Source organism: Bradyrhizobium sp. SUTN9-2 (genome assembly GCF_003122645.1).
Lineage (GTDB): Bacteria > Pseudomonadota > Alphaproteobacteria > Rhizobiales > Xanthobacteraceae > Bradyrhizobium > Bradyrhizobium yuanmingense.
This window is the reverse complement of sequence record NZ_LAXE01000001.1, coordinates 4611944-4616570: the sequence shown is the minus strand read 5'-3', so window position 1 is coordinate 4616570 and position 4627 is coordinate 4611944. Positions and strand designations below refer to the sequence as shown.

The 4627-nt window shown below is 64.8% G+C and carries 6 protein-coding genes; 4 read left to right on the top strand and 2 right to left on the bottom strand.

Annotated features, from left to right (window positions below):
- The 3 genes from XF30_RS21435 to hflX form a co-directional block, all read left to right on the top strand.
- A partial coding sequence (locus XF30_RS21435; RefSeq protein ID WP_146207805.1) for a sigma 54-interacting transcriptional regulator occupies positions 1 to 657 on the top strand: 657 nt, incomplete at its 5' end.
- Positions 658 to 906: 249 nt separating this feature from the next.
- Positions 907 to 1155 carry an RNA chaperone Hfq gene (gene hfq / locus XF30_RS21430; RefSeq protein WP_007591126.1) on the top strand — a complete coding sequence of 83 codons (249 nt, stop codon included), beginning with the start codon at positions 907 to 909 and terminating at the stop codon, positions 1153 to 1155.
- Between the two features lie 11 nt (positions 1156 to 1166).
- Positions 1167 to 2549, top strand: a complete 1383-nt coding sequence (gene hflX, locus XF30_RS21425) for a GTPase HflX (protein WP_192893211.1) — start codon at positions 1167 to 1169, stop codon at positions 2547 to 2549.
- Positions 2550 to 2567: 18 nt separating this feature from the next.
- On the opposite strand, the gene mazG is transcribed toward hflX, so the two are convergent.
- Positions 2568 to 3413, bottom strand: coding sequence for a nucleoside triphosphate pyrophosphohydrolase (gene mazG / locus XF30_RS21420; RefSeq protein WP_109143783.1), 846 nt, complete (start codon positions 3411 to 3413; stop codon positions 2568 to 2570).
- Between the two features lie 127 nt (positions 3414 to 3540).
- Here mazG and queC point away from each other — a divergent pair, with 127 nt between their 5' ends.
- Positions 3541 to 4254, top strand: coding sequence for a 7-cyano-7-deazaguanine synthase QueC (queC, locus tag XF30_RS21415; protein ID WP_109143782.1), 714 nt, complete (start codon positions 3541 to 3543; stop codon positions 4252 to 4254).
- A 109-nt stretch (positions 4255 to 4363) separates the two neighbouring features.
- Here queC and XF30_RS21410 read toward each other — a convergent pair.
- On the bottom strand, positions 4364 to 4627 hold a 264-nt coding region (locus tag XF30_RS21410; RefSeq protein ID WP_109143781.1), incomplete at its 5' end, for a nitrile hydratase accessory protein.

Here is a 4627-nt window from a genome sequence, read left to right as displayed (position 1 = left end):
GACGAGATCGCGGACATGCCGCGCGAGACCCAGAACAAGATCCTGCGCGTGCTGGTGGAGCAGTCGTTCCAGCGCGTCGGCGGCACCGCCAAGGTGCAGGTCGACGTGCGCATCATCTCATCGACCGCCCGCAATCTCGAGGAGGAGATCGCGGCCGGCCGTTTCCGCGAGGACCTCTACCACCGGCTCTCGGTGGTGCCGATCCGCGTGCCCGCACTGTCGGAGCGGCGCGAGGACATTCCGGAACTGATCGATTATTTCATGGAGCAGATCTCGGCCGGCAGCGGCCTGCCCAAGCGCCAGATCGGTCAGGACGCAATGGCGGTGCTGCAATCGCATGTCTGGCCCGGCAATGTGCGCCAGCTCCGCAACAACGTTGAAAGAGTCATGATTCTGGCCGCCGGCGGGCCGGAAGTCATCATCACCGCCGACATGCTGCCGCAGGATGTCGGCTCGATGGTGCCGGCGATGCCGACCAGCAACAATGGCGAGCACATCATGGGCCTGCCGCTGCGCGAAGCACGCGAGGTGTTCGAGCGCGACTATTTGATTGCACAGATCAGCCGTTTCTCAGGAAATATTTCTCGAACGGCCGAGTTCGTTGGCATGGAACGTTCGGCCTTGCACCGTAAGTTGAAAGCGCTCGGCGTCGGCTAATGCTGCGACGCTGCGGCGGCATCTCGGGATTAGGCAAAGAAAATCATCGATTTCCGTAATTTTTCGGGCCAATAGGGCCACGCCTGCCGCTTCAAGCGGCTTGCCTAATATCCCGACCTGTCCTCTAATCGAACCGCTGTTCCTTCCGAGGGGGATCTCATGAAGGACGGCAACCGGAGGAAGCCCCGAACTCCACAAAGAGGGCCGCATCCGGCGCAATAAAAAGAAACTCAAAGCGAGAAAAAAACAATGGCGGCAGACCGCGCACAAAACCTACAGGACACCTTCCTTAATCACGTTCGCAAAACCAAGACGCCACTGACGATCTTTCTGGTCAACGGAGTGAAGCTCCAGGGCATCGTGACCTGGTTCGACAATTTCTGTTTGCTGCTTCGGCGCGACGGTCATTCGCAGCTGGTCTACAAGCATGCGATCTCGACCATCATGCCGGGCGCTCCGATTCAGTTGTTCGAAGGCGGCGAGGACCAGCCGGCTTGAGAGTGACCTGATTGGAACCCCGGAATTTCGACGGGGATGCCGACCGTCCGCGGTCGGCAGGGGCTACGCAGACGGGGCGGGTGCTTGTCATCGGCCCCTACTTGCGCGTGCGCGCGGGCAGCGCCGACGTGCAATCGGTGACTCATGCCTTGCGCGATACCGAGGCCCGGCTCGATGAAGCCGCGGGCCTCGCGCGGGCGATTGATCTCGTCATTGCCGACGCCATCGTCGCGCCGGTCTCCCAGATCCGGCCTGCGACCTATATCGGCAAGGGCAAGGTCGAGGAGATCGCCGGGCTGATCAAGAACCTCGAGGTCGAGCTCGTGGTGATGGATTGCGCATTGTCGCCGATCCAGCAGCGCAATCTCGAAAAGGAATGGCGTGCCAAGGTGCTCGACCGCACCGGGCTCATTCTCGAAATCTTCGGCCGCCGCGCCAAGACCCGGGAAGGCTCGCTGCAGGTCGAGCTTGCGCATCTCAACTACCAGCGTTCGCGCCTGGTGCGCTCCTGGACCCATCTCGAACGCCAGCGCGGCGGTTTCGGCTTCATGGGCGGCCCCGGCGAGACGCAGATCGAGGCCGACCGCCGCCTGATCCAGGAGCGCATCTCCAAGCTGGAGAGCGAGCTGAAAAAGGTGCAGGCGACGCGGCGTCTGCATCGCGCCGGCCGTCAACGCGTGCCGTATCGTGTCGTCGCGCTGGTCGGCTACACCAATGCCGGCAAGTCGACGCTGTTCAATCGCCTGACCCGCGCCGACGTGCAGGCGGCCGACATGCTGTTTGCGACGCTCGATCCCACCTTGCGGGCGCTCAACCTGCCGCATGGCGGCAAGGCGATGCTCTCGGATACCGTCGGCTTCATCTCCAACCTGCCGACGCAGCTCGTCGCCGCCTTCCGCGCCACGCTGGAGGAGGTGCTGGAAGCCGATGTCATCCTGCATGTCCGCGACATCTCGCATGAAGATGCCGAGGCGCAGCAGAGCGACGTCGATGCGGTGCTGCGCCAGCTCGGCATCAACCCTGATGATTCCGGCCGCATCATCGAGGTCTGGAACAAGATCGACCGTTTCGACCCCGAGCAACGCGAAGAGCTGCTCAACATCGTCGCGCGCAGGCCGGAGGATCATCCGGCGATGCTGGTCTCAGCCGTGTCGGGCGAGGGCGTCGACGCTCTGCTCGCCGCGATCGAGCAGCGGCTCGCGGCGAAACGGACAACGCTCGATCTCTCCATCGACGCCGCAGACGGCGCCGGCATCAGCTGGCTGCACCGCAATGCCGAGGTGCTGTCGAAGGAGCTGCACGAGGGCCGCTTCGACATGACCGTGCGGGTGGACGAGACCAAGCGGGATATCGTGGTGAACAGGTTCGACGCCGTGCCACATCTGCCGGCGTGAGGCCGGCGCGCATCTGGACTACGCGGTTCGCGTCTCCGAAGTCACCTTCGTCTCCACTTTCGCGGCATTCCACAGCGCATCCATCTCCGCCAGCGACGCCTGCTCGAGCGTCCGACCCTGCGCCTCCAGTGCCCGCTCGATATAGGCAAAACGGCGCTCGAATTTTGCATTCGTCGCGCGGAGCGCAGCCTCCGGATCGGCATCGACATGGCGGGCGAGGTTGACGAGGGCGAACATGAGGTCGCCGGTCTCTTCCGCAATCTCCTGCTTGTCGTTGCGGTCCAATGCCGCCTCGATCTCGTCGACCTCCTCGCGGATCTTGTGCAGCACCGCGCGCGGGTCGTTCCAGTCGAAGCCGACGGTGGAGGCCTTGCGCTGCAGCTCCATCGCGCGGGTCAAAGCGGGCTGGCCGGCCTTCACGCCCGAGAGCAGCGACTTGTGCGTCGGCGCCTCCTCCGGCGGCCGGCGCGCGGCGCGTTCGGCTTTCTCCTCCGCTTTGATGCGGTCCCAGACTTCCTTGACATGGGAGGAGGCGAGATTGCCGTCCTTGTCGGCGAAGACGTGGGGATGGCGGCGGATCATCTTGCGGGTGATGGCCAGGACCACGTCACCGAAATCGAACGCGTTCTGCTCCGAGCCCATCTGGGCGTGGAACACGACCTGGAGCAGGAGATCGCCAAGCTCCTCTCTGAGATCGTCGAGATCGCCGCGGGTGATGGCGTCGACCACCTCATAGGCTTCCTCGATCGTGTAGGGCGCGATCGTCGAAAAATCCTGCTCGAGGTCCCAGGGGCAGCCGGTCACCGGCGTGCGCAGCGCCGCCATGATCTCGATCAGGCGGGAAATGTCGCGGGAAGGGGTCATTGCCGGGCAGTCTCCTGGGATACAGAGCCTTATGCCAAAAGCGGGCCGCCGATCCCAGCACAAGGCGGCGGAACTGGCCGATTTCCACCGATTGGCGGGCAAGTCGTGCGATGCTAAAGCGCGGGCCATGAGTGATGCATTTTCCTCACAAACCGCGCTGGTGCTGTTCTCCGGCGGCCAGGATTCCACCACCTGCCTCGCCTGGGCGCTGAGCCGCTTCGCCCGCGTGGAGACGCTGGGGTTCGAGTACGGCCAGCGCCACGCCATCGAGCTTGCCTGCCGCGACTGCCTGCTCGACGGCATCAAGGGCCTGCGCGCCGATTGGGCCGCAAGGCTCGGCGAGAGCCACACGCTGTCGATCCCGACGCTGGCGGCGGTGTCCGAGACGGCGCTGACCCGCGACGTCGCGATCGCGATGGGCGCGGACGGTCTGCCGAACACCTTCGTGCCGGGCCGCAACCTCGTGTTCCTGACCTTTGCGGCGGCGCTGGCCTACCGGCGCGGCATCAGCCACATCGTCGGCGGCATGTGCGAGACCGACTATTCCGGCTATCCCGATTGCCGCGACGAGACCATCCGCGCCATGCAGGCCGCGCTCTCGCTCGGCATGGCCAAGCAGTTCGAGCTGCACACGCCACTGATGTGGATCGACAAGGCCGCGACCTGGCGGCTCGCGCATGACCTCGGCGGCGACGGCCTCGTCGATCTCATCCGCGAGCACTCCCACACCTGCTATCTCGGCGAACGCGGCGCACGGCACGATTGGGGCTACGGCTGCGGCGAGTGCCCGGCCTGCAGTTTGCGGGCGAAGGGGTGGAACGAGTACGTGGCGGGACGGTAGGCTCGCTCTGTCGTCATTGCCAGGAGCCCTTGCGACGAAGCAATCGAGACTGCCACTGCGGAGGGATTCTGGATTGCTTCGCTGCGCTCGCAATAACGAGAGGCAACAGCTAACCAAAATCCTCCGGCCTGAGCTCGATCGGCTTGCCGTGCGGCGTGCGATCGGCGGCGTGGTCCCACGCATCCCGATAGCGGTGCAGCGTCTCCATCGACGCGACGCCCTTGCGGGCGACGAGGCCCTCCAGCGTGGCGAGCCAGTGCAGATAGTAGGTCTCGCCGGTATCAGGGTCGCCGGCGGCCTGGGCGCGCTTGATCTCGTCTGCGAGTGCTGCGGCCCATTCCGGCCAGGTGAATACGCCGCGCTCGTGCAGGCT